This window comes from Enterobacter asburiae, assembly GCF_001521715.1.
GTDB classification, from domain to species: domain Bacteria; phylum Pseudomonadota; class Gammaproteobacteria; order Enterobacterales; family Enterobacteriaceae; genus Enterobacter; species Enterobacter asburiae.
Genome location: NZ_CP011863.1, coordinates 2,137,148 through 2,162,032, shown reverse-complemented (window position 1 = coordinate 2,162,032; position 24,885 = coordinate 2,137,148). Strand labels below are relative to the sequence as shown.

The 24,885-nt window shown below is 50.8% G+C and carries 22 protein-coding genes; all 22 read left to right on the top strand.

Annotated features, from left to right (window positions below):
* Positions 1 to 10 precede the first annotated feature (10 nt).
* The 22 genes from wcaF to ACJ69_RS10535 all read left to right on the top strand — a co-directional run bounded on the left by wcaF (position 11) and on the right by ACJ69_RS10535 (position 24,884).
* A complete protein-coding gene (gene wcaF, locus ACJ69_RS10635) occupies positions 11 to 559 on the top strand; it encodes a colanic acid biosynthesis acetyltransferase WcaF (RefSeq protein WP_059347020.1) in 549 nt (182 codons plus the stop codon).
* A gap of 24 nt (positions 560 to 583) precedes the next feature.
* A complete protein-coding gene (gmd, locus tag ACJ69_RS10630; RefSeq protein ID WP_014884502.1) occupies positions 584 to 1,705 on the top strand; it encodes a GDP-mannose 4,6-dehydratase in 1,122 nt (373 codons plus the stop codon).
* 2 nt (positions 1,706 to 1,707) lie between these two features.
* A complete protein-coding gene (fcl, locus tag ACJ69_RS10625) occupies positions 1,708 to 2,673 on the top strand; it encodes a GDP-L-fucose synthase (protein WP_013097874.1) in 966 nt (321 codons plus the stop codon).
* Positions 2,674 to 2,675: 2 nt separating this feature from the next.
* On the top strand, positions 2,676 to 3,155 hold the full coding sequence (locus ACJ69_RS10620; RefSeq protein ID WP_029742031.1) for a GDP-mannose mannosyl hydrolase: 480 nt from the start codon (positions 2,676 to 2,678) through the stop codon (positions 3,153 to 3,155).
* On the top strand, positions 3,152 to 4,375 hold the full coding sequence (gene wcaI, locus ACJ69_RS10615; protein WP_059347019.1) for a colanic acid biosynthesis fucosyltransferase WcaI: 1,224 nt from the start codon (positions 3,152 to 3,154) through the stop codon (positions 4,373 to 4,375). The genes ACJ69_RS10620 and wcaI overlap by 4 nt, the downstream gene beginning before the upstream one ends.
* 3 nt (positions 4,376 to 4,378) lie before the next feature.
* The gene (gene cpsB, locus ACJ69_RS10610; protein ID WP_029742029.1) at positions 4,379 to 5,815 is read left to right on the top strand and encodes a mannose-1-phosphate guanyltransferase; all 1,437 of its coding nucleotides are present in this window, start codon (positions 4,379 to 4,381) and stop codon (positions 5,813 to 5,815) included.
* A gap of 110 nt (positions 5,816 to 5,925) precedes the next feature.
* A complete protein-coding gene (gene cpsG, locus ACJ69_RS10605; protein ID WP_047647343.1) occupies positions 5,926 to 7,296 on the top strand; it encodes a colanic acid biosynthesis phosphomannomutase CpsG in 1,371 nt (456 codons plus the stop codon).
* Between the two features lie 114 nt (positions 7,297 to 7,410).
* Positions 7,411 to 8,805: an undecaprenyl-phosphate glucose phosphotransferase gene (gene wcaJ, locus ACJ69_RS10600; protein WP_029742027.1), complete on the top strand. Its 1,395-nt coding sequence runs from the start codon at positions 7,411 to 7,413 to the stop codon at positions 8,803 to 8,805.
* A gap of 1 nt (position 8,806) precedes the next feature.
* Positions 8,807 to 10,285, top strand: a complete 1,479-nt coding sequence (gene wzxC, locus ACJ69_RS10595; RefSeq protein ID WP_059347018.1) for a colanic acid undecaprenyl disphosphate flippase WzxC — start codon at positions 8,807 to 8,809, stop codon at positions 10,283 to 10,285.
* A 17-nt stretch (positions 10,286 to 10,302) separates the two neighbouring features.
* Positions 10,303 to 11,583, top strand: a complete 1,281-nt coding sequence (gene wcaK, locus ACJ69_RS10590; RefSeq protein WP_032658813.1) for a colanic acid biosynthesis pyruvyl transferase WcaK — start codon at positions 10,303 to 10,305, stop codon at positions 11,581 to 11,583.
* Positions 11,580 to 12,800, top strand: a complete 1,221-nt coding sequence (gene wcaL / locus ACJ69_RS10585) for a colanic acid biosynthesis glycosyltransferase WcaL (RefSeq protein ID WP_059347017.1) — start codon at positions 11,580 to 11,582, stop codon at positions 12,798 to 12,800. Before wcaK ends, wcaL begins: the two co-directional genes overlap by 4 nt.
* A gap of 12 nt (positions 12,801 to 12,812) precedes the next feature.
* A complete protein-coding gene (gene wcaM, locus ACJ69_RS10580; RefSeq protein WP_054829907.1) occupies positions 12,813 to 14,204 on the top strand; it encodes a colanic acid biosynthesis protein WcaM in 1,392 nt (463 codons plus the stop codon).
* A 176-nt stretch (positions 14,205 to 14,380) separates the two neighbouring features.
* Positions 14,381 to 15,277 carry a GalU regulator GalF gene (gene galF, locus ACJ69_RS10575; protein WP_029742022.1) on the top strand — a complete coding sequence of 299 codons (897 nt, stop codon included), beginning with the start codon at positions 14,381 to 14,383 and terminating at the stop codon, positions 15,275 to 15,277.
* 358 nt (positions 15,278 to 15,635) lie between these two features.
* The gene (gene rfbB, locus ACJ69_RS10570; protein WP_054829908.1) at positions 15,636 to 16,718 is read left to right on the top strand and encodes a dTDP-glucose 4,6-dehydratase; all 1,083 of its coding nucleotides are present in this window, start codon (positions 15,636 to 15,638) and stop codon (positions 16,716 to 16,718) included.
* 53 nt (positions 16,719 to 16,771) lie between these two features.
* Entirely contained in the window at positions 16,772 to 17,716 is a 945-nt protein-coding gene (locus ACJ69_RS10565) for an NAD-dependent epimerase/dehydratase family protein (protein ID WP_054829914.1), read from the top strand.
* Positions 17,716 to 18,750 carry an MraY family glycosyltransferase gene (locus tag ACJ69_RS10560; RefSeq protein WP_059347016.1) on the top strand — a complete coding sequence of 345 codons (1,035 nt, stop codon included), beginning with the start codon at positions 17,716 to 17,718 and terminating at the stop codon, positions 18,748 to 18,750. The genes ACJ69_RS10565 and ACJ69_RS10560 overlap by 1 nt, the downstream gene beginning before the upstream one ends.
* Positions 18,751 to 19,311 carry a PglD-related sugar-binding protein gene (locus ACJ69_RS24160; RefSeq protein ID WP_071886565.1) on the top strand — a complete coding sequence of 187 codons (561 nt, stop codon included), beginning with the start codon at positions 18,751 to 18,753 and terminating at the stop codon, positions 19,309 to 19,311.
* Between the two features lie 38 nt (positions 19,312 to 19,349).
* Positions 19,350 to 21,236 (top strand): polysaccharide biosynthesis protein, encoded by a 1,887-nt coding sequence (locus ACJ69_RS10555; RefSeq protein WP_059347015.1) that lies wholly within the window; start codon positions 19,350 to 19,352, stop codon positions 21,234 to 21,236.
* Between the two features lie 80 nt (positions 21,237 to 21,316).
* On the top strand, positions 21,317 to 21,856 hold the full coding sequence (gene rfbC / locus ACJ69_RS10550; protein ID WP_029739230.1) for a dTDP-4-dehydrorhamnose 3,5-epimerase: 540 nt from the start codon (positions 21,317 to 21,319) through the stop codon (positions 21,854 to 21,856).
* The gene (locus tag ACJ69_RS10545; RefSeq protein ID WP_054829915.1) at positions 21,853 to 22,671 is read left to right on the top strand and encodes an NAD-dependent epimerase/dehydratase family protein; all 819 of its coding nucleotides are present in this window, start codon (positions 21,853 to 21,855) and stop codon (positions 22,669 to 22,671) included. The genes rfbC and ACJ69_RS10545 overlap by 4 nt, the downstream gene beginning before the upstream one ends.
* Positions 22,664 to 23,923: an O45 family O-antigen flippase gene (wzx, locus tag ACJ69_RS10540; protein WP_059347014.1), complete on the top strand. Its 1,260-nt coding sequence runs from the start codon at positions 22,664 to 22,666 to the stop codon at positions 23,921 to 23,923. The genes ACJ69_RS10545 and wzx overlap by 8 nt, the downstream gene beginning before the upstream one ends.
* Positions 23,910 to 24,884 (top strand): glycosyltransferase family 2 protein, encoded by a 975-nt coding sequence (locus ACJ69_RS10535; protein ID WP_059347013.1) that lies wholly within the window; start codon positions 23,910 to 23,912, stop codon positions 24,882 to 24,884. The genes wzx and ACJ69_RS10535 overlap by 14 nt, the downstream gene beginning before the upstream one ends.
* Position 24,885 lies beyond the last annotated feature (1 nt).

Here is a 24,885-nt window from a genome sequence, read left to right as displayed (position 1 = left end):
AGGAAACGCAATGCAGGATTTAAAAGGTTTCTCCGTGCCGGAAGGTTTTCGGGGCGGGAATGGTATTAAGGTACAGCTGTGGTGGGCCGTTCAGGCAACATTATTTGCCTGGTCGCCGCAAATAATGTACCGCTGGCGAGCTTTTTTATTGCGTCTGTTTGGCGCAAAAATCGGAAAAAACGTAGTCATCCGACCTTCTGTGAAAATTACCTATCCGTGGAAATTAACGCTGGGAGATTACGCATGGGTTGGGGATGACGCGGTGTTATATACCCTTGGCGAAATAACGATTGGCGCAAATTCGGTGGTTTCACAGAAGTGTTATTTGTGCACCGGCAGCCACGATTTTATGAGTCAGCATTTTGATATTACCGCTTCGCCTATTGCGATAGGTGAAAAATGCTGGCTGGCAACGGATGTTTTTGTTGCACCGGGTGTTTCTGTTGGCGATGGCACGGTAGTCGGTGCCCGCAGCAGCGTTTTTAAATCGCTACCGGCAAATAAAATTTGCCGTGGCAACCCCGCAGTGGTGATACGCGAACGCGTTGAAACTGATTAAATTCATAAGTAGAGGAATATAAACATGTCTAAAGTCGCTCTCATCACCGGCGTTACCGGGCAGGATGGTTCTTACCTGGCAGAGTTCCTGCTGGAAAAAGGGTATGAAGTACACGGTATTAAACGTCGTGCATCTTCTTTCAACACTGAACGTGTGGATCATATTTATCAGGATCCTCATGCGGCGAACCCGAAATTCCACCTGCACTACGGCGACCTGACCGATACCTCCAACCTGACCCGTATCCTGCAGGAAGTACAGCCGGATGAAGTCTACAACCTGGGCGCGATGAGCCACGTAGCGGTCTCCTTCGAATCCCCGGAATACACCGCTGACGTTGATGCCATGGGTACGCTGCGTCTGCTGGAAGCGATCCGCTTCCTTGGCCTTGAGAAGAAAACTCGCTTCTATCAGGCATCCACCTCCGAGCTGTACGGTCTGGTGCAGGAAATCCCACAGAAAGAGACCACGCCGTTCTACCCGCGCTCTCCGTATGCGGTAGCAAAACTGTACGCCTACTGGATCACCGTGAACTACCGTGAATCCTACGGCATGTACGCCTGTAACGGCATCCTGTTCAACCACGAATCTCCGCGTCGCGGCGAAACCTTCGTGACCCGCAAAATCACCCGCGCCATCGCCAACATCGCGCAGGGTCTGGAGTCTTGCCTGCACCTCGGCAACATGGATTCCCTGCGTGACTGGGGCCATGCCAAAGACTACGTGAAAATGCAGTGGATGATGCTGCAGCAGGAACAGCCAGAAGACTTCGTGATTGCGACCGGCGTGCAGTACTCCGTTCGTCAGTTCGTTGAAATGGCCGCGGCACAGCTGGGCATCAAACTGCGCTTCGAAGGCACCGGCGTGGAAGAGAAAGGTATCGTGGTTTCCGTGACCGGCCACGACGCTCCGGGCGTGAAGCCAGGCGACGTGATTGTGCAGGTTGACCCGCGCTACTTCCGTCCTGCTGAAGTGGAAACCCTGCTGGGCGACCCAACCAAAGCGCACGAGAAGCTGGGCTGGAAACCAGAAATCACTCTGCAGGAAATGGTTTCCGAGATGGTAGCCAAAGATCTTGAAGCAGCGAAAAAACACTCTCTGCTTAAGTCTCATGGCTACGAGGTTGCCATCGCGCTGGAGTCCTGAGAATGACAAAACAACGTATTTTTGTCGCCGGTCATCGCGGAATGGTGGGTTCCGCGATTGTTCGCCAGCTCGAACAGCGCGGTGACGTCGAGGTGGTTGTCCGCACGCGCGACGAGCTGAACCTGCTCGACAGCCGTGCGGTACAGGACTTCTTTGCTAACGAACGCATTGACCAGGTGTATCTGGCCGCGGCGAAGGTAGGCGGCATTGTTGCCAACAACACCTACCCTGCGGATTTCATCTACGAAAACATGATGATCGAGAGCAACATCATTCACGCGGCGCATTTGCACAACGTGAATAAGCTGCTGTTCCTCGGATCGTCCTGTATTTACCCGAAAATGGCGAAGCAGCCGATCGCCGAGAGCGAACTGCTGCAGGGCACGCTGGAAGCCACCAACGAGCCGTACGCGATTGCCAAGATTGCCGGGATCAAGCTGTGCGAGTCCTACAACCGTCAGTACAACCGCGACTATCGCTCGGTGATGCCGACCAACCTGTACGGACCGCACGACAACTTCCACCCGAGCAACTCGCACGTGATCCCGGCGCTGCTGCGCCGCTTCCACGAGGCTACCGCCGAGAACGCGCCGGACGTTGTGGTGTGGGGCAGCGGTACGCCGATGCGTGAATTCCTGCACGTGGACGACATGGCTGCCGCCAGCATTCACGTGATGGAGCTGGATCGCGAGGTGTGGCAGGAGAACACCGAGCCGATGCTGTCGCACATCAACGTTGGTACCGGCGTGGACTGCACCATTCGCGAGCTGGCGCAAACCATCGCGCAGGTAGTGGGCTACAAAGGCCGCGTGGTGTTTGACGCGACGAAACCGGACGGCACGCCGCGCAAGCTGCTGGACGTGACCCGTCTGCATCAGCTGGGCTGGTATCACGAGGTGTCACTGGAGCAGGGTCTGGCCAGTACCTACCAGTGGTTCCTGGAAAACCAGCACCGCTTCCGGGGGTAACGATGTTTTTAAGTCAGGAAGATTTTGCCACGGTAGTGCGTTCCACTCCGCTCATCTCAATTGATTTGATCGTGGAGAACGAACGCGGCGAGTTCTTGCTGGGGAAACGAACCAACCGTCCTGCACAGGGCTTCTGGTTCGTGCCCGGCGGGCGCGTGCAGAAGGATGAGACGCTGAGCGATGCGTTTGAGCGACTCACTCTGGCGGAACTGGGCCTGCAGCTGCCGATGGCAGCGGGCCAGTTTTACGGGGTCTGGCAGCACTTCTATGACGATAACTTTTCAGGCACCGGGTTCACCACGCACTACATCGTGCTGGGGTTCCGCCTGAAGGTGAGTGAGGCAGACCTGCGTCTGCCTGATTCTCAGCATGACGACTACCGCTGGCAAACGCCAGAGGCGCTGCTTGCCAGCGACAATGTGCATGACAACAGTCGTGCCTATTTCCTGGCTGAACGTCAGGCCGAGGTGCCGGGCATATGAAGATCCTCGTATACGGAATCAACTACTCGCCGGAATTAACCGGCATCGGAAAATACACCGGCGAGATGGTCGAGTGGATGGCGAGCCAGGGACATGACGTGCGGGTCATTACCGCGCCGCCGTACTACCCGGAGTGGAAAGTCGGGGAGCGCTACTCAAGCTGGCGCTACCGTCGCGAAGAGGGTGCAGCGACCGTCTGGCGCTGCCCGCTGTATGTCCCTAAGCAGCCCTCAACGCTGAAACGGTTACTTCATCTGGGCAGCTTTGCCCTGAGCAGTTTTTTCCCGCTGATGGCGCAGCGTCGCTGGAAGCCGGATCGCATTATCGGCGTGGTGCCGACGCTGTTCTGCACGCCGGGCATGCGCCTGCTGGGCAAACTCTCCGGCGCGCGCACCCTGCTGCATATTCAGGATTATGAAGTTGACGCCATGCTGGGCCTGGGGATGGCAGGCAAAAGCAAGGGCGGCAAGGTGGCGAAGCTCGCCAGCGCGTTTGAGCGCAGCGGGCTGCACAACGTGGATTACGTCTCGACTATCTCGCGCTCGATGATGAACAAGGCGCAGGAGAAGGGCGTCCCGGCGGAGAAAGTCATTTTCTTCCCGAACTGGTCCGAAGTGGCGCGTTTTCGCGATGTAACTGAGCAAGATGCTCATGTCCTGCGCGCGCAGCTCGGTTTGCCTGAAGATCAAAAAATCATTCTTTACTCAGGCAACATCGGCGAAAAGCAGGGGCTGGAAAGCGTGATTGAAGCGGCCCAGCTGCTGAGTGAACATCCGTGGACGTTTGTGATTGTCGGGCAGGGCGGTGGAAAAGCGCGGCTGGAAAAAATGGCCGGGGAACGCGGCTTGACCAACGTGAAATTTTTCCCGCTTCAGTCTTACGAGGCATTGCCTGCGCTGCTGAAGATGGGCGACTGCCATCTGGTGGTCCAAAAACGCGGCGCCGCGGACGCGGTGCTGCCGTCCAAGCTGACCAACATTCTGGCAGTGGGCGGTAACGCGGTGATCACGGCAGAAGCCGAAACAGAATTAGGCCAGCTGTGTGACAGCTATCCGGGGATTGCCGTGTGCGTGGAGCCGGAATCGGTCCCGGCGCTGGTAACCGGAATTGAACAGGCACTTGCCATGCCAAAAGTGAACACGGTGGCACGTGAATATGCCGAACGCACGCTCGAAAAAGAGAACGTGCTGAGCCAATTTATTGCAGATATACGGGGATAAATCATGAGTCAAACCACTTTGTATCCGGTTGTGATGGCTGGTGGCTCTGGTAGCCGGTTGTGGCCGCTGTCCCGCGTGCTCTATCCAAAACAGTTCCTCTGCCTGAAAGGGGATCTCACCATGCTGCAGACGACGGTAAACCGTCTGCACGGCGTGGAGTGTGAAAGCCCGGTGGTGATCTGTAACGAACAGCACCGCTTTATTGTTGCCGAGCAGCTGCGCCAGCTGAATAAGCTCACCGAAAACATCATCCTGGAGCCTGCCGGACGCAATACCGCGCCTGCGATCGCCCTGGCGGCGCTGGCGGCAAAACGCAGCAGCCCGGACTGTGACCCGCTGATGCTGGTCCTGGCGGCAGACCACGTTATCCAGCAGGAAGACGCCTTCCGCGACGCGGTGCGTGCGGCGATCCCTTACGCCGAGAGCGGCAAGCTGGTGACCTTCGGCATCGTGCCGGATCTGCCGGAAACCGGCTATGGCTACATTCGTCGCGGCAGCGTGACGCCGGGTGAAGGCGACAGCGTGGCGTTTGACGTGGCGCAGTTTGTTGAAAAACCGAATCTGGAAACCGCGCAGGCGTATGTCGCCAGCGGTGAATATTACTGGAACAGCGGGATGTTCCTGTTCCGTGCCGGACGCTACCTGGAAGAGCTGCGCAAATACCGCCCGGATATTCTGAATGCCTGCGAGAAAGCGATGGCGGTGGTGGACCCGGATCTCGACTTCATCCGCGTGGATGAAGAGGCGTTCCTCGCCTGCCCGGAAGAGTCCATTGACTATGCGGTGATGGAACGTACGGCGGACGCCGTCGTGGTACCTATGGATGCGGGCTGGAGCGATGTCGGCTCCTGGTCCTCTCTGTGGGAGATCAGCGCCCATACCCCGGAGGGTAACGTCCACCACGGCGATGTTATTAGCCACAAAACGGAAAACAGCTACGTCTACGCCGAATCCGGCCTGGTGACCACGGTCGGGGTGAAGGATCTGGTGGTTGTCCAGACCAAGGACGCCGTGCTGATTGCCGACCGTAACGCCGTGCAGGACGTTAAAAAAGTGGTGGAGCAGATCAAGGCCGATGGCCGTCACGAGCACCATATTCACCGCGAAGTCTACCGTCCGTGGGGGAAATATGACTCCATTGACTCCGGTGACCGCTACCAGGTGAAACGCATCACCGTGAAGCCGGGCGAGGGGCTGTCGGTGCAGATGCACCATCACCGCGCCGAGCACTGGGTGGTGGTTGCGGGTACCGCTAAAGTCACTATCGACGGTGAAATCAAACTGCTGGGTGAAAACGAGTCCATTTATATTCCGCTGGGGGCGACGCACTGTCTGGAGAACCCGGGGAAAATTCCTCTCGACTTAATTGAGGTGCGCTCCGGCTCGTATCTGGAAGAGGACGATATCGTGCGCTTCCAGGACCGCTACGGGCGGGTGTAGCACTCTGCATTATGCCCGGTGGGCTGCGCTTACCGGGCCTGCGAATGACAAAAAAATCAATTTGGCCATTAAGTGGTCAGGGCCGACTGTTGCCTGAAAAAGGGGTCATCATGGAAAAATTAACCTGTTTTAAAGCCTACGATATTCGCGGCAAGCTGGGCGAAGAGCTGAATGAAGACATCGCGTGGCGCATTGGCCGCGCGTACGGCGAATATTTAAAACCGCAGACCATCGTGCTGGGCGGCGACGTGCGTCTGACTAGTGAATCCCTCAAGCTGGCCCTGGCGAAAGGGCTGCAGGACGCGGGCGTGGACGTGCTGGATATCGGCCTTTCCGGGACCGAGGAGATTTACTTTGCCACCTTCCACCTGGGCGTGGACGGCGGTATCGAAGTGACGGCCAGCCACAACCCGATGGACTACAACGGGATGAAGCTGGTGCGCAAGGGCGCCCGCCCGATCAGCGGCGACACCGGCCTGCGCGACGTGCAGCGCCTGGCGGAAGCCAACGATTTCCCGCCGGTGAACGAGGCGAAGCGCGGCAGCTACAAAAAAATCAACCTGCAGAAAGAGTACATCGACCACCTGCTGGGCTACATCAACGTGGCGAACCTCAAGCCGCTGAAGCTGGTGATTAACTCCGGTAACGGCGCGGCCGGCCCGGTGGTGGACGCGCTGGAAGCCCGCTTTAAGGCGCTGAACGTGCCGGTGACCTTCGTCAAGGTACACAACACCCCGGACGGCAACTTCCCGAACGGTATTCCTAACCCGCTGCTGCCGGAATGCCGCGACGACACCCGCAACGCGGTGATTGAGCACGGCGCGGACATGGGGATCGCCTTTGACGGTGACTTCGACCGTTGCTTCCTGTTCGACGAGAAAGGGCAGTTCATCGAGGGCTACTACATTGTCGGCCTGCTGGCGGAAGCGTTCCTCGAGAAAAACCCGGGCGCGAAAATCATCCATGACCCGCGCCTTTCCTGGAACACCGTCGACGTGGTGTCAGCGGCGGGCGGCACGCCGGTAATGTCCAAAACCGGCCACGCCTTCATCAAAGAGCGCATGCGCGAAGAAGACGCCATCTACGGCGGCGAGATGAGCGCCCACCACTACTTCCGTGATTTTGCCTACTGCGACAGCGGGATGATCCCGTGGCTGCTGGTCACCGAGCTGCTGTGCCTGAAGGGGCAGACGCTGGGCGAGCTGGTGCGCGACCGCATGGCGGCGTTCCCGGCGAGCGGGGAGATCAACAGCAAGCTGGCGGAGCCGGCCGAGGCCATTGCCCGCGTGGAGCAGCACTTTGCGATCCACGCGCTGGAAATTGACCGTACGGACGGCATCAGCATGGCGTTCCCGCAGTGGCGCTTCAACCTGCGCTCGTCCAACACCGAGCCGGTGGTGCGCCTGAACGTGGAGTCCCGTGCTGACACGGCGCTGATGGAAGCCCGAACGAAGGACATTCTGGCGCTGTTGAATCAGTAATAACTGCCCCTCACCCCAGCCCTCTCCCCAAAGGGGAGAGGGTGTTCAAATTCCCTCTCCCCTTTGGGGAGAGGGGCAGGGTGAGGGGTAAGGTTTAGAACTAAAGGAACAACGATGACGAATCTAAAAAAACGCGAACGAGCGAGAACGAATGCATCGTTAATCTCTATGGTGCAGCGTTTTTCTGATATCACCATCATGGTCGGTGGATTATGGGCGGTGTGTCGGATCGGCGGGCTGCCGTTCTTATATATGCATCTGCTGATGGCACTCATTGCGCTGGTCGTGTTTCAGATGATCGGCGGGATGACCGATTTTTATCGCTCCTGGCGCGGCGTGAAAATGACCACCGAGCTGATGCTGTTGCTGCAGAACTGGACCCTAAGCCTGATCTTTAGCGCAGGCCTGGTGGCATTCAGCCATGATTTTGATAATCGCCTCGTCACCTACCTCTGCTGGTATCTGCTGACCAGCGTCGGCATGGTGGTGTGCCGTTCCCTTATCCGCTTCGGCGCGGGCTGGCTGCGTAACCGCGGTTATAACCGTCGCTTCGTGGCGGTAGCGGGCGATCTGCCGGTTGGTAAGGTCCTGCTCGACAGCTTCCGCAAAGAGCCGTGGTTAGGGTTTGAAGTGGTCGGGATTTATCACGACGCGAAGCCGGGCGGCGTGCCGTCTGACTGGGCGGGCAATTACGAACAGCTTATTGAAGACGCGAAAGCCGGTAAAATTCACAACGTCTACATCGCCATGCAGATGAGAGACGAATCCCGCATTAAGCAACTGATGCGCGAGCTGGCGGACACCACCTGTTCGGTGATCCTGATCCCGGACGTCTTTACCTTTAACATCCTCCATTCACGCATTGAAGAAGTGAACGGCGTGCCGGTGGTACCGCTGTACGACACCCCGCTGTCCGGGATTAACCGCGTGCTGAAGCGCGCGGAAGATATTGTGCTCTCTTCGCTGATCCTGCTGCTGATTTCGCCTGTTCTGTGCTGCATTGCCCTTGCGGTGAAGCTGAGCTCTCCCGGCCCGGTTATCTTCCGCCAGACCCGCTACGGTATGGACGGTAAGCCGATTATGGTGTGGAAATTCCGCTCCATGAAGGTGATGGAAAACGACAAGGTGGTGACCCAGGCAACGCAGAACGATCCGCGCGTCACCCGCGTGGGGAACTTCCTGCGCCGCACCTCGCTGGATGAACTCCCGCAGTTTATCAACGTCTTCACCGGCGGCATGTCGATTGTTGGCCCGCGTCCGCACGCGGTGGCGCACAACGAGCAGTACCGCTCGCTGATTGAAGGCTACATGCTGCGCCATAAGGTGAAGCCGGGCATCACCGGCTGGGCGCAGATCAACGGCTGGCGCGGCGAAACCGACACGCTGGAAAAAATGGAAAAACGTATCGAATTCGATCTGGAGTACATCCGTGAATGGAGTATCTGGTTCGATATCAAGATTGTTTTTCTGACCATCTTCAAAGGTTTCGTGAACAAAGCGGCGTACTAAGATGAGCTTACGTGAAAAAACCATCAGCGGGGCGAAGTGGTCAGCGATGGCGACCATCGTCATCATTGGCCTCGGCCTGGTGCAGATGACCGTGCTGGCGCGCATTATTGATAATCACCAGTTCGGTCTGCTGACCGTCTCGCTGGTGATTATCGCGCTGGCCGATACGCTGTCTGACTTTGGTATTGCCAACTCGATTATCCAGCGCAAAGAGATTAGCCATCTTGAGTTGACCACCCTCTACTGGCTGAACGTGGGGCTGGGGATTTTCGTGTTCGTGCTGGTGTTTCTGCTGAGCGACACTATCGCCAGCGTGCTGCATAACCCGGATCTCGCTCCGCTGATGCGCACGCTGTCGTTTGCTTTCGTGGTGATCCCGCACGGGCAGCAGTTCCGCACGCTGATGCAGAAAGAGCTGGAGTTCAACAAGATCGGCATGATCGAGACCAGCGCCGTGCTGGCGGGCTTTACCTTCACCGTCGTGAGCGCCCATTTCTGGCCGCTGGCGATGACCGCCATCCTCGGATACCTGGTTAACTCTGCCGTGCGTACGCTGCTGTTCGGCTACTTTGGCCGCAAGATCTACCGTCCCGGGCTGCATTTCTCTCTCGCATCCGTCTCGTCCAACCTGCGCTTTGGCGCGTGGCTGACGGCGGACAGCATCATCAACTATGTGAATACCAACCTGTCGACGCTGGTGCTGGCGCGTATTCTTGGCGCGAGCGTGGCGGGGGGATACAACCTGGCCTACAACGTCGCGGTGGTGCCGCCGATGAAGCTGAACCCGATCATCACCCGCGTCCTGTTCCCGGCGTTTGCCAAGATTCAGGACGACACCGAGAAGCTGCGCGTTAACTTCTACAAGCTGCTTTCCGTGGTGGGGATTATCAACTTCCCGGTGCTGCTGGGGCTGATGGTGGTTTCCAGTAACTTCGTGCCGCTGGTGTTTGGCGAGAAGTGGAACGGCATCATCCCGATCCTTCAGCTGCTGTGCGTGGTGGGGCTCCTGCGCTCCGTGGGGAATCCGATCGGTTCCCTGCTGATGGCAAAAGCGCGCGTGGATATCAGCTTTAAGTTCAACATGTTCAAAACCTTCCTGTTTATTCCGGCGATTATCGTCGGCGGGCATATGGCAGGCGCCATCGGCGTCACGCTGGGCTTCCTGCTGGTGCAGATAATCAATACCGTTCTGAGCTACTTCATCATGATCAAGCCGGTGCTGGGCTCCAGCTACCGTCAGTACATCCTGAGCCTGTGGCTGCCGTTCTATCTCTCATTGCCGACCCTGGCGGTGAGCTACGGCCTGGGCATCATCATCGGCGGCCACCTGCCGCTGGCCGCGCTGCTGGCGGTACAGGTTGCCGCGGGGGCGCTGGCATTCGTCGTGATGATTGTGCTGTCGCGCAATGCGCTGGTGGTGGAGATGAAGCGCCAGTTTTGCCGTAACGAAAAAATGAAAACGCTGCTTCGCGCAGGCTAGTTATTTAAGAGGCCATTATGAAATTATTAATTCTTGGCAACCATACCTGCGGCAACCGTGGCGACAGCGCCATCCTGCGCGGTTTACTGGATGCAATTAACACCCTTAAGCCTGAGACCGAAGTGGACGTGATGAGCCGTTATCCGGTCAGCTCATCCTGGTTGCTGAACCGCCCGGTGATGGGCGACCCGCTCTACAGCCAGATGAAACAGCATAACAACGCCGCGGGCGTGATGGGCCGCGTGAAGAAAGTGCTGCGTCGTCGCTACCAGCACCAGGTGCTGCTTTCCCGTGTGACCGATACCGGCAAGCTGCGCAACATCGCTATCGCGCAGGGCTTTACCGATTTTGTTCGTCTGCTGTCCGGCTATGACGCCATTATCCAGGTTGGCGGTTCTTTCTTCGTCGATCTCTACGGCGTGCCTCAGTTTGAGCATGCGCTTTGTACGTTCATGGCGAAAAAGCCGCTGTTTATGATTGGCCACAGCGTCGGGCCATTCCAGGATCCGCAGTTTAACCAGCTCGCAAACTACGTCTTCGGCCACTGCGACGCGCTGATCCTGCGCGAGTCGGTCAGCCTCGACATGATGAAGCGCAGCGAAATTGACACCTCAAAAGTTGAGCACGGCGTGGACACCGCGTGGCTTGTGGATCACCAGGACGACAGCTTCCAGCCGAGCTACGCGGTGCAGCACTGGCTCGACGTGGCGGCGAAACAGAAAACCGTCGCAATAACCCTGCGCGAGCTGGCGCCCTTCGATAAGCGTTTAGGCACAACGCAGGCGGCGTACGAGAAAGCCTTCGCCGACGTGGTGAACCGCGTGCTGGACAGCGGGTACCAGGTGCTGGCGCTCTCCACCTGCACGGGTATCGACAGCTACAACAAAGACGACCGCATGGTGGCGCTGAACCTGCGCAATCTGGTGAACGATCCGTCCCGCTATCACGTGGTGATGGACGAACTGAACGATCTGGAGATGGGCAAGCTGCTCTCCGCCTGCGACCTGACCGTCGGCACGCGGCTGCACTCCGCCATTATCTCCATGAACTTTGGCACGCCGGCCATTGCCATCAACTACGAACACAAATCAGCAGGCATCATGCAGCAGCTCGGTATGCCGGAAATGGCCGTGGATATCCGTCATCTGCTCGATGGTTCGCTCGGTGCGATGGTGGGCGACACGCTCGGCCAGCTGCCTGCGATCAATGAACGCCTGGCGGTGGCGGTGAAAGCCGAGCGCGAGAAGGGCATTGGGATGGTGAAATCGGTACTTGACCGCGTGCGGGAGGGGAAATGAAGGTTGGTTTCTTCTTACTGAAATTTCCGCTGTCGTCTGAAACGTTTGTCCTGAACCAAATCACCGCGTTTATCGATATGGGATATGACGTGGAGATTATCGCCCTGCAAAAGGGCGATACCAAAAACACCCATGCGGCGTATACCCAGTATGGGCTGGAGGCGAAAACCCGCTGGCTGCAGGATGAGCCGTCCGGAAAGCTGAGCAAGCTGCGCTACCGGGCCAGCCAGACGTTGCGCGGGATCCACCGCGCGTCGACGTGGCGGGCGCTGAATGTTTCCCGCTATGGGTCCGAATCCCGCAATCTGATCCTGTCGGCCATCTGCGGGCAAACCGCGCAGCCGTATCGTGCCGACGTGTTTATCGCCCACTTTGGCCCGGCGGGCGTCACCGCCGCGAAGCTACGCGAGCTGGGCGTGATTGACGGCAAAATTGCGACCATCTTCCACGGTATCGACATCTCCAGCCGCGAAGTGCTTAACCACTACACGCCGGAGTATCAGCAGCTGTTCAGACGCGGTGACATGATGCTGCCTATCAGCGACCTGTGGGCCGGACGCCTGAAAAACATGGGCTGCCCGGGAGAAAAAATTGCCGTTTCGCGTATGGGCGTGGACTTAACGCGCTTCACTCGCCGTCCTGTCAAGGTGCCGGGAAAACCGCTGCAGATCATCTCCGTTGCTCGCCTGACCGAGAAGAAAGGCCTCCATGTGGCCATTGAAGCCTGCCGACAGCTAAAAGCGCGCGGGGTGGATTTCCACTATCGCATTCTCGGCATTGGGCCGTGGGAGCGTCGTCTGCGCACGCTTATCGAACAGTATCAGCTGGAAGATGTCGTAGAGATGCCGGGCTTCAAGCCGAGCCACGAGGTCAAGTCCATGCTCGACGAGGCGGATGTGTTTCTGCTGCCCTCGGTGACGGGTGCCGATGGCGATATGGAAGGCATTCCGGTGGCGCTGATGGAGGCGATGGCCGTAGGTATTCCGGTGGTATCAACCCTGCACAGCGGGATCCCGGAGCTGATTAAGTCTGACCACTCCGGCTGGCTGGTGCCGGAGAATAACGCGATGGCCCTTGCGGACCGATTAGCAGCCTTCAGCGATATTGACCAGCAGGCGCTGGAGCCCGTGCTCCATAACGCCCGACAAAAAGTGGAAACCGATTTTAACCAGCAGGTGATTAACCGCCAGTTAGCCAGCCTGCTGCAAACGTTGTAACGCCGAGGATGTATGCTGAAAAAGATTACCCGACGCACCTTTGTCTCTTCTCTCTCCGTTCTGGCGGCCACGCCGCTGCTGTCGTCACGCATCGCGCAGGCGGCAAGCGGCAGAACGGTCTCTGTTAATCAGTACAATAACAACGACTGGATCGCCGCCTTTAAGCAGGCGTTCAATGACGGTGACACCGTCGTGGTCCCCGCCGGGCTCACCTGCGCAAACATCAATACGGGCATTTTCATTCCCGACGGTAAAACGCTGCTGATCCGCGGAGCGTTAACCGGCAACGGGCGCGGCCGCTTTGTTCTGCAGGAAGGCAGCAAAGTAATAGGCGAAGGTGCTGGCCGCACGGAGAACATCACGCTCGACGTTCGCGGCTCTGACTGCGTCATCAAAGGGCTGGCCATGAGCGGTTTTGGCCCGGTGACGCAGATCTACATCGGCGGCAAGAAACCGAGCGTGATGCGCAATTTGCTGATTGATAACATCAGCGTAAGCCAGGCCAACTACGCCATCCTGCGCCAGGGTTTCCACAACCAGGTGGACGGTGCCCGCATCACCAACAGTAAATTTAGCCATCTCCAGGGCGATGCGATCGAGTGGAACGTCGCCATCAACGATCGCAATATCCTGATCTCCGATCATGTCATCGACAACATCAACTGCACCAACGGCAAGATCAACTGGGGCATCGGCATTGGCCTCGCCGGCAGCACCTACGATAACGACTATCCGGAGAAGCAAACCGTCAAGAACTTCGTGGTGGCAAACATTACCGGCAGCAACTGTCGCCAGCTGGTGCACGTTGAAAACGGTAAACATTTTGTTATTCGCAATATTAAGGCCAAAAATATAACTCCCGACTTCAGTAAAAAGGCGGGAATAGACAATGCCACGGTGGCCATTTATGGCTGTGATAATTTCATTATTGATAATGTCGATATGGTGAACAGTGCCGGAATGTTAATCGGCTATGGGGTGATAAAAGGCGATTATTTGTCCATCCCGCAGAACTTCAAGCTCAACAATATTCATCTCGATAATCGTCAGCTTGCGTATAAATTGCGCGGAATACAGATTTCATCCGGTAACGCCACCTCGTTTGTGGCGATAACCAACGTGGAAATGCAGCGTGCTACGCTTGAACTGCACAACAAGCCGCAGCATCTTTTTTTACGCAACATCAATGTGATGCAGGAAGCCGCTGTGGGTCCCGCCCTGAAGATCAACTTCGATCTGCGCAAGGATGTGAGGGGGAAATTTATGGCGAAAGATGAGACCTTGCTGTCGCTGGCGAACATTAAAGCGGTGAATGAGAAGGGGCAAAGCTCGGTGGATATTGACCGGGTCGACCAGCAGGTGGTGAATGCGGAAAAGCTTAACTTTGCGCTTCCGCACAGATAATCGACAAATAGCTGTTTTGAGACTATTCCTGGGAAAGAAGCGTGATCTATTCAGATTACAACTACAGAAATTTGTAGGGCTAAGGCGTAACATTACCTGAGGATTACGGCAAATCATGCTGGCGAAAACAGGTTTAAGAGCTATAATTCGTCAACCATTTTAAGGTGGAAGAAATAATGATTAATTTGAAAGCAGTCATTCCGGTAGCAGGCTTGGGCATGCATATGCTGCCAGCCACAAAAGCCATTCCTAAAGAGATGCTGCCGATCGTCGACAAGCCAATGATTCAGTACATTGTCGACGAGATTGTTGCTGCAGGGATCAAAGAAATCGTCCTGGTTACGCACTCGTCCAAGAATGCGGTAGAAAACCACTTCGACACCTCTTACGAACTCGAAGCGCTGCTTGAACAGCGCGTTAAGCGCCAGCTGCTGGCGGAAGTGCAGTCTATTTGTCCGCCAGGCGTGACCATCATGAACGTGCGCCAGGCGCAGCCGCTGGGTCTGGGCCACTCTATTCTGTGTGCCCGTCCGGTTGTGGGCGATAATCCATTCATCGTCGTGCTGCCGGATATCATCATTGATACTGCTTCTGCCGATCCGCTGCGTTATAACCTGGCGGCAATGGTGGCACGTTTCAATGAAACCGGCCGTAGCCAGGTGCTGGCGAAACGCATGAAGGGCGATCTCTCCGAGTACTCTGTGATCCAGACTAAAGAGCCGCTGGAGACGGAAGGGCAGGTGAGCCGCATCGTTGAGTTTATCGAAAAACCGGATCAGCCACAGACGCTGGACTCAGACCTGATGGCTGTAGGTCGCTATGTTCTGAACGCAGATATCTGGGCCGAGCTGGAAAAAACCGAGCCAGGCGCTTGGGATCGTATTCAGCTGACCGACGCGATTGCCGAGCTGGCGAAAAAACAGTCCGTAGACGCTATGCTGATGACCGGCGACAGCTATGACTGCGGTAAGAAAATGGGTTATATGCAGGCGTTCGTGAACTATGGGCTGCGTAACCTGAAAGAAGGGGCGAAGTTCAGAACCCGTATTGAGAAGTTGCTCGCAAACGACTGATATTCCGGCCACGATTTGAACAAGCGGTAGTCATTATTTTGGTGTGTTGATATCTAACCAAAATGATGACTGCCGCTTTTTGTTATTAATCCCATGATTACAGCGAGTTACAGGGTCTAAATACGGATTGCTTTGTAGCGATTTGTGCTTGTTTCTGAGGTCGTTTAGGACGACAATTAACGCCAGTTTTTTGTCTGTATCCAGACAAGAAAAATCATTTAATCACACATCGCTCAGTGCACTGGTAGCTGTTAAGCCAGGGGCGGTAGCGTGCTCAATTTCTGAAACCGTCAGTTAATAAATGTTCAGGTTTCAGAGCGCAAGTATCCAGACATTTCCAACAGATGGAACAGATAACGTGAAAATTCTTGTGACGGGTGGGGCCGGCTTTATCGGCTCAGCGGTTGTACGACATATTATTAAAAATACCCAGGACGACGTCGTCAATGTGGATAAGCTGACCTATGCCGGCAACCTTGAGTCGCTCAGTGAAGTCAGCGACAGCGGCCGATATGCTTTTGAACATGCGGATATTTGCGACAAAGACGCTATGGATCGCATTTTCGCAAAGCATAAGCCTGATGCGGTGATGCACCTGGCCGCTGAAAGTCACGTCGATCGTTCGATTACAGGCCCGGCTGCGTTTATCGAAACCAATATCGTCGGCACTTATGTACTGCTGGAAGCCGCTCGTGCGTACTGGTCAACGTTGGATGAGCAGGCGAAGAAAGCGTTTCGTTTCCACCACATCTCAACCGACGAAGTGTATGGTGATTTGCCGCATCCTGATGAGCATCCGGCGTCAACTGAGCTGCCACTCTTCACTGAGACCACTGCTTATGCGCCTAGCAGTCCGTATTCAGCGTCGAAAGCCTCGAGCGATCATCTTGTTCGTGCCTGGCTGCGTACCTACGGTTTCCCCACCATTGTCACCAACTGTTCAAACAACTACGGTCCGTACCATTTCCCTGAAAAACTGATCCCACTGGTTATCCTGAATGCGCTGGACGGAAAAGCTCTTCCTGTTTACGGTAAGGGCGATCAGATCCGTGACTGGCTATATGTAGAAGATCATGCGCGTGCTCTCTACACCGTTGTCACTCAAGGGAAACCGGGTGAAACGTACAATATTGGCGGTCATAACGAGAAGCAGAACCTGGACGTGGTCCATACGATTTGCGATCTGCTTGATGAGATTGTGCCAAAAGAGGGGTCTTATCGCGATCAGATTACGTATGTTGCTGATCGTCCGGGCCATGACCGTCGCTACGCCATTGATGCAAATAAAATTAGTGCTGAGTTGGGATGGGCGCCACAGGAGACCTTTGAAAGTGGCATTCGTAAAACCGTTGAATGGTATTTGACAAATACAGAATGGGTGGAAAACGTTAAAAGCGGTAATTATAAATCCTGGATTGCGCAAAATTATCAAAATCGTTAAGAGCAGTTTATTTCTATATTTGTTTATAGTTCATTAACTGATAGGGGATGACAATGAAAGTTTTAGTGACAGGGGGAACTGGTTTTCTCGGTTCTGCTTTAGTCAAAACGCTGAGGTCGGCAGGTCATCAGGTAATTTTCACTTCCCGTCGAGACGAAAATATCGACAATGGGATGTACAACCTTGGCGATATCTCTGCACAAACAAACTGGACAACCCTTCTCCAGGATTGTGATACTGTCATTCACACAGCAGGCAGAGCACATATTCTTAATGATAAAGCCGAAGATACGCTGACAGAATTTCGTCGTGTGAATCACGATGCCACGATGAAATTAGCTCATGATGCAATAAGTTGTAATGTGAAACATTTCATCTTCGTCAGTTCAATAGGTGTTAATGGTAATTCCACTTCGGGGATACCTTTTAGTGAAACGACACCTGCCAGACCCACTTCAGATTATGCTATTTCAAAGCTGGAAGCCGAGGAAAGTCTTCTTAAAGCATTTACTGGTAGCAATATGGGGATAACCATAGTGCGTCCGGCATTGATTTGTGGTCCAAATGCACCGGGTAACATTCAACGATTGTTAAAACTAGTGTCGCGAAATCTGCCACTGCCTTTTAAATCGGTTAAAAATAAGCGTGCTCTTGCTTCACTGGACAATGTTGTGAGCTTTATCTGCGAATGTGTAACGAATGAGAAGTCAAAGAATGAACTCTATCTTTTGGCTGACGAAGTGCATCCTTCAACTGAAGAAATGATAACGGCATTTTCTACCGGGATGGGTATGAAAGCGCGACTTGTCTATTTCCCCAAAACAATACTGAAAATTTTCCTTTCTATACTGGGCAAGAAAAGTATATATGATCAACTGTTTGGCGATCTGGAAGTTGATTCAAGAAAATCAAGAGAGCAGCTTCAATGGACGCCACCCGTCTCGTTACAAGAAACGATGGTAAAAACAGCGAAGTATTTTATTGAAGGTAACAAATAATGTTGTATCTGGGCATTGTCGTTTTTGCATTCTTTATATCATGCGCGTTGACCTGGGGTTTAAGGTTATATGCCATCAAGAATAATGTAATTGATCAACCAAACCAAAGAAGTTCTCACAGTGTTCCTACACCTCGTGGGGGAGGGGTGGCTATTGTATTAACATTGTTAGCTTCATTAGTATGGCTGGTCCTTACAAATCATATAACTCAGGCAACATTTTTAGGTTTCTTCGTGCCTGGCTTATTGATTGCGGTTATTGGTTTCCTCGACGATCATGGCCATATCGCCGCACGCTGGCGCTTGTTAATGCACTTCATCGCTGCAGCTATAGGGCTTTTTTATCTAGGATCGTTCCCAAGCATTAATATGTTTGGCTACGATGTTTCTTTGTCATGGTTTGGAATGATCCTCGGTAGTATCTATCTTGTATGGATGTTGAATTTATATAACTTTATGGATGGTATTAATGGTCTTGCAAGTGCGCAAGCTATTACCTTTTCGCTTTGTAGTATCTTGATAATAACTATCAATAACTACTCTGATTCATCTGATGCAATGACTATGCTTGCATTAGCACTCGCTGGATCGGTCGCGGGGTTCATCGTGTGGAACTTCCCTGTGGCAAGGATCTTCATGGGCGATGCTGGAAGCGGTTTTCTGGGTATCACCATTGGGCTGATGATCCTTTATTTTGCAAAGCTGGACTCACGTGTTCTGATCGCAGAACTCTGTCTGATGGGTGTTTTCATTGTTGATGCAACTACTACCTTACTGAGAAGATTACTGGCGGGTAAGAAAGTCTATGAAGCACATGCAAGTCATTGTTACCAAATTCTTGCCCGTAAATATAAGAGCCATGTTCCTGTTACTATGGCGGCTATAGCTATTAACTTCATGTGGCTGCTCCCTATTGCTTACTTAATCATCTCTGCAAAAATTGATGGAATTGTAGGCATTACCATCGCCTGGTTACCATTGATTATTCTTGTATTCAGATGTGGTGCTGGAGTTAAAGATAAAGAGAAGGCATAAATGAATGATCTGATCATTGTTGGAGCTGGAGGACATGGACGTACATTGTACGAAACTGCTACGCTATTGGGATATGAAAAAATTGTATTTCTCGACGATAATGAATCTCGCTCCGACAATTCAAAGGTTCGTGTTATCGGGAAAACCTCAGATCTGAAGGTTTATGCTGGTACAGCTAAACACATTGTAATTGGCATAGGTAATAATAAGCTCAGAGAGTCATTCCACCAACAGCTAGAATTGCTAAGCATTTATCCGATAACGCTAATTCATCCTTTTGCATTTGTGAGCACGTCCGCTACTTTGGGACATGGCAGCGTAGTTTTAGCCGGTGCGGTTGTAGGAGCAAACTCAACTCTTGGTGTAGGTACGATAGTTAATTGTCATTCTACAGTCGATCATGATTCAACTCTCGGTGATTTTGCCCATTTAGGTGTTGGGGTGCATCTTGCAGGGGGAGCGTGTATTGGTAAATCGGCATTTCTGCAAGCGGGAACAGTGGGTGGATATAGTGCTAAAGTGGAAGAGCATGTCATATGCCCTCCAGGTACTATTTTATAAATTAATAGCAAGCTTTAACGAGGCGACTAGTTTTTAGTATGCTAACTTATTTAATTTCTTTGCCAAGACTAATAAAACGGATTATAACGCTCTCTATTGATGTAGTACTGTTAATGTGCGCATTTTGGTTTGCATTTTGGGTCCGTATTGATTCAATGACGCCATTATCAAGCGTATCTCATTGGTTACTGCTAACATCGATAATAGTGATTACTTTGGCCATCTTTGTAAAACTTGGCCTTTATAGAGCTGTCATAAGGTATATAACTGCGAAAATACTGCTTGTAGTTGCTATTGGGATGCTAATTTCGTCGTTGTTGCTGATTATTGCCGCATTTTACACGAATCTCTATCTTCCAAGAACAATCCCGTTTATCTACTTCTCTTTCGGAGTATTGTTCGTTGCAGGCTCACGCCTTGCTATGAGAATGCTGGTCAATCGCGGTTTAAAATTGGGAACACGCGTAATTATATATGGGGCTGGAGCGTCTGGACGCCAGTTACTTCCTGCGTTAAGCCAAATGGATGAATACTATCCTGTGGCTTTTGTTGATGACAATCGCTCATTGCAGGGGCAGGTCATCCATGGTGTAAGCGTATTTTCACCTGAAAAATTGGCCTGGTTGATAGAGAAGTACGAAGCTAAGAAAATTCTCCTGGCAATGCCAAGTGCCAGCCGCGCCAGAAAAAATGAGGTTATATCTACCCTTGAGGGACTTCCGTGCGAGGTGCTTTCAATACCTGGGATGGTCGACCTCGTTGAAGGAAAAGCAAGAATCGATGCCTTACGTAAGGTAGTAATTACTGACCTTTTAGGTCGCGATCCTGTTACCCCGATCCCTGAATTAATTTCAAAGAATATTCAGGGTAAAACAGTCATGGTTACTGGCGCGGGTGGCTCTATAGGCTCTGAACTATGTCGACAGATAATCAGAAATAAACCTACTCAACTAATTCTTTTCGAATTATCAGAATTCTCACTATATTCAATTGATTCTGAATTGCGAAATTTAATACTTTCACAATCTTTAAATGTTAAGATTTATCCAATTCTGGGCAACGTTCAGGATATGGCGCATCTTGAAAGGTTAATCAAGGCATTTAGCGTTGAGACCATCTATCATGCGGCTGCTTATAAGCATGTTCCCCTGGTTGAATTTAACGTTATTGATGGTGTTCGTAATAATATCTTCGGGACCTTATGTTGTGCACAAGCTGCCGAAAACTGTGGTGTCGAAAGTTTTGTGCTTATCTCTACGGATAAAGCTGTGCGACCAACGAACACCATGGGCGCAACAAAAAGAATGGCAGAGCTAATACTTCAGGCTCTCGCATCAGAGTCAAGTAAAACCTGTTTCAGCATGGTCCGGTTTGGAAATGTGCTAGGTTCATCCGGCTCCGTCGTACCATTATTTGAAAAACAAATTGCTGCTGGTGGTCCGGTGACGTTAACGCATCCTGACATCACACGTTATTTCATGACCATTCCTGAGGCCGCACAGCTTGTTATTCAAGCTGGAGCAATGGGCAGTGGTGGGGATGTTTTCGTATTGGATATGGGTGATCCGGTCAAAATTATTGACCTCGCCCACCGTATGATTGCCTTGCAAGGACTTTCAGTTCGTGATGATAAAAATCCTTATGGCGATATTGCTATCAAAACGACTGGCTTGCGTCCTGGTGAGAAGCTGTATGAAGAATTGTTGATTGGCGATAACGTCTCAATAACACAGCATCCACGAATTAAGACGGCTAATGAAGTCATGCTTCCGTGGGATGAAATGAAAGACATTATCGCAGAATTGGATAGCTCATGTCGCAACTTTGATTATGAGCGGGTACGCGAAATACTGTTAAATGCACCTACCGCATTTAATCCTACTGATGATATCTGTGACTTACTTTGGAAAGAACACAAAAGTTAAGTATTTATAGTTTCAACCAGTATCCGAAATTAACTAATAAAGCAGCTGGTGAGAATATCTTTCCAGCTGAGGGATTTTAAATGAATGTAATTCAAACACCTTTAAAAGATTGTGTGATCATTGAACCTAAGGTTTTTGGCGATACTCGCGGTTTTTTCCTTGAAGCCTGGCATAAAGAAAAATATGAAAATGCAGGAATCAAAGGTAATTTTGTACAGGATAACCGCTCACGTTCGAGTCGAAATGTTTTGCGTGGACTGCATTTCCAGAAAACGAAACCCCAAGGTAAATTAGTCAGCGTAATCAGCGGGGAAGTTTATGATGTTGCAGTGGATCTGCGCCACGATTCTGAGACATTTGGTCAGTATGTGGGTGTTCTTCTTTCTGGCGAGAAGAATAACCAATTATACGTTCCTCCCGGATTTGCCCATGGATTTTGTGTATTAAGCGAATATGCCGATTTTCACTATAAGTGTACTGATTTTTACGATCCAAAGGATGAAGGTGGAATTATCTGGAATGATCCGGATATTGCTATTGACTGGCCGGTAACAGCACCAGTTCTCTCAGAAAAAGATATTAAATTAATTACACTTGCAGAGTATAAAAAATCTTTATGAAAGCACATTATACAGTGATTGGTGGACGTGGTTTCATTGGCAGTGAAATCGTTGAAAACCTTCTGGCTAAGGGTGAGAATGTTGAGGTTCCACCGCGTGATGATAAGACTCTTTTTGAAAGAGATCTGGGAATTGTCATCTATGCTGCTGGCAATGGTGATTGTGCAAACACGCCGTTTGAAGTATATAAATCTAACACCGAGTTGCTGGCAACACTTTTGGAACGCGCTCAATTCTCGAAATTAATCTATATTTCATCAACGCGTGTTTACATGGAACAAGATAGCGCGTCGGAAATGGATAATCTTACGGTATGCACGGGCGATAACCGAAGGCTTTTCAATCTTACTAAACTGGTAAGTGAAGAGTTATGCTTAAAAAGCAACCGAGATACGATTATTGTCAGACCCAGCAATGTATATGGTTTGGCATTAAAGAGTAAGTTATTCCTGCCTAGCATAATCAGAAATGCAATCTCGAATAAACATATTGATATGTATGTTGCCCCTGCCTATGCAAAAGATTATGTTTCAGTCACGGACGTTGCTGAGCTTATTTACCAGATCAGCCGTAAAAATGAGTATAACATCTACAATATTGCATCAGGCGTTAATACAACAGCTGCTGATATTGCAGACTTAATTGCAAGTAAAACTGGTTGCACGATCAAATGGCATGAAGGTTTCAAAGGAGAATATTTTCCACCGACGGATAATACGAGAACAAGGAATGAGTTCGGTCATGTCTATAACAATGTATTGTCCGATATAGAAATAATGATTGATAACTTTAAAAAGAATATGACAGATGTCTAATTTTTTATTATCAGCCATAAAAAAAACTATGGCGGATGAAGATAAAAGAAAAGTCTTTGTTAACTTCTTTTATCTTAGCATCGAGAGAATCACTCAACTTGTTATTATTATTATTATTAACAGATTGTTGATAAATCATTATGACTTTGGTGATTTCAGCAGTTGGCAATATTCTCTCGTCATTTTAGCCATATTTATGACAGGCACATGGATCTGTGGGGCCGAGGTGGTAATTCCTAAATTGCTGGATGCGCCATCTAAAATAAATACCACAATGAGCAACGTGATTATATTACGTCTGGCTGCAGGGACTTTCGTTGCGTTGTGTATGGTGGCATGGGGATTTTTTGCTGCAAGTGGGCTGTCCAGACAGTTCATAATTGGTTTGGCCATATCTGTCGCATTACGAGAAACTTTCATCGTCGGTTTAACATGGTACCAAAGCCAGGCTCGTCTTAAATTACCTTGCCTGGTACTAATGTTAGCTGCAATAATTAAACTCATTGTCATTTATATTGGTGTAAGGAATCAGTTACCAATAAATTATCTTTGGGTAGCATGGGTCATTGAATCACTTTTACCTTGTGGCTTTATCTTTTATTCTTTCAGAAAGGCTACCGGGTTTAGATTTGTGAAGGTTGATTCTGAAATTTTCTCATATCTTAAGATTGGTGTTGCCGTATGGTTTTGTTTGATCATGCAACAGGTCACTATGAAGTTTGATCGTGTATATCTGGAAGGTAAAATTTCCGGAGAAATGTATTCCAACTATGCAGCAGCACTTCAGTTGGTCGATAACTGGTATGCAATATGTATTCTGTTTGTCCAGGCAATTGCACCAATTTTTATATTTAAATTCATTGATATAACAAACATTAAAAGAAAATTGCCATTCTGTGTTTTCGCTACACTTGCAGTAACCTGCGCAGGCGCATTGTTTACAACAGTTCTTGCAGACATGATTATTCATATTCTTTATGGTGCAAAGCTTGTTAATGCCTATAGTTATTTGCGAACGTTTGTCTGGTTAACCCCAATTTTAGCTATAGATCAATTGCTCAGCATGGTTCTAATTAGAATGAATCAGCTAAATAAATTAGCTATTAAGTGGTTGATAGCTTTCTGCCTGGTAGTGGCTGTTGTGCCTGCTATTTTTCATTATATGGGTATTAGTAACATCGTCTTCGGTTTAGCAGTAGTTTACGCCTTCAATATAATTTATTCTACGAGGTGCATTGGTGCAGTACAATGATAAGATTTCAATAGTGGTCCCTGCCTATTGTGAACCATCGAAAGTTAAGCGTTTCATGGATGCCATACTGAATATTGATTATCCTGATAACCTTATTGAGTTAATTCTTATTGATGATTGTAGTCCGGTTTCACTGAAAGAAATCGCAGCCTCTTATGGAGAAGCCTTTAAAGATAAAATAAATTTTTCATTCCACAGGAATCAGGTAAATTCTGGCAGGGCTATTTCCCGCAATGTTGGTATTTCTTTAGCGACAAACTCGTTGATAATGTTTATTGATATCGACAACCTGCTTGAACCTAATGCAATAAAAAAAATAGTTTCTTTTTTCCATGGTAAGCACTTCACGGCAGCCAGAATTAATATACGAATCGACCCAGCGAGACTTTCCACTAGCAATTACCTCCGTTATTTTGATAGCCGTTATCTCGGAGCGCGTAATATACCTGAAGGGATTATAAGTACTCGCTTCTTTGCAAGTGACGGCATTATCCTGACACGAGATATCATTAATACAATCGGTGGTTTTGATGAGACGTTCTATCATTACGGCTGTGAAGATGAGGAACTTGGCATCCGAGTTTCAAAAGCAAAATATGACTTTTATTTTTTACCCGATGCAAAAGCAGAAGACAGCGATACACCAACATTGCGCCGAGCATCAGAAAGAATGGTTGTGTATGCATCAAAATCTTTCCCTGTATTGAAAGAAAAACACCCGGAGTGCGTGAAGGACAGCCTCTTTTCATCCTACGAAGTAATGTTAGATGATACGAGACTTCCCAGTAAATTGCTCATAAATGTTATCCATCTTCTACCACTTACAACAACCCGAAAAAGCCTTCTTTGGTTGTGTGACAAATTAGATACAAAAGCGATTAAAGTACCTGACTTCATATATAAGATCGTATTGGCACTTTCATATATTGAAGGTGGAAGACTTCGACAGCTGAGGATGTAGG